The sequence below is a fragment of the Paracoccus sp. S4493 genome, from assembly GCF_000967735.1.
Classification (GTDB): Bacteria; Pseudomonadota; Alphaproteobacteria; order Rhodobacterales; family Rhodobacteraceae; genus Paracoccus; species Paracoccus marcusii.
Map to the genome: position 1 here is coordinate 1 of NZ_JXYF01000307.1, position 555 is coordinate 555.

Consider the following 555-nt stretch of genomic DNA (forward strand, 5'->3'; position numbering starts at 1 on the left):
CCAGCATCACGCGGGCGCCCGCCTCCAGCAGCGCGCGCGTGGCGGCCAGCCCGATGCCCGATGCGGCCCCGGTGATCGCGGCAACCTTGCCGTGCAGGTCTTGGGACATGGTATTCTCCTTGGGATGGTGTTCGGTCAGACGGCCAGGAAGCCGCCGTCAAGGGGCAGGACCGCCCCGGTGATCAGGCCCGCATCGTCCGACAGCAGCAGCGCGATGGCGCGGGCCACGTCTTCGGCCTCGGCAAAGCGGCCCATCGGGTGGCGGGCCATCATCGGGTCGCGCTTGGCCGGCGCGCTCCAGGCGGCGGCGGCCAGTTCGGTCAGGGTGACGGTGGGCGCAATGGCCACGGCGCGGATGCCGTGGGGGCCCAGTTCGCGCGCCATGACGCGGGTCGCGCCCTCCAGCCCGGCCTTGGACGCGGCATAGGCGACGTGGTCGGGGAATCCGCGATGGCCCGCAATGCTGGTGACGTTGACGATGGCTCCGCCGCCGCCCGCGGCGATCCGGACGCGGGCGAACTCCTGCGCGCAGATCAACGCGCTGCGCAGGTTGAT

The 555-nt window shown here is 72.6% G+C and carries 1 protein-coding gene and 1 pseudogene; both read right to left on the reverse strand.

What is annotated here, in order from left to right; translation table 11 throughout:
- Window positions 1-109 (reverse strand): annotated as a pseudogene (locus TW83_RS22165) (glucose dehydrogenase); the annotation flags it as partial.
- Between the two features lie 26 nt (window positions 110-135).
- Window positions 136-555, reverse strand: a 420-nt coding sequence (locus TW83_RS17345) for an SDR family oxidoreductase (RefSeq protein WP_045984039.1), incomplete at its 5' end; no start/stop codon positions are given.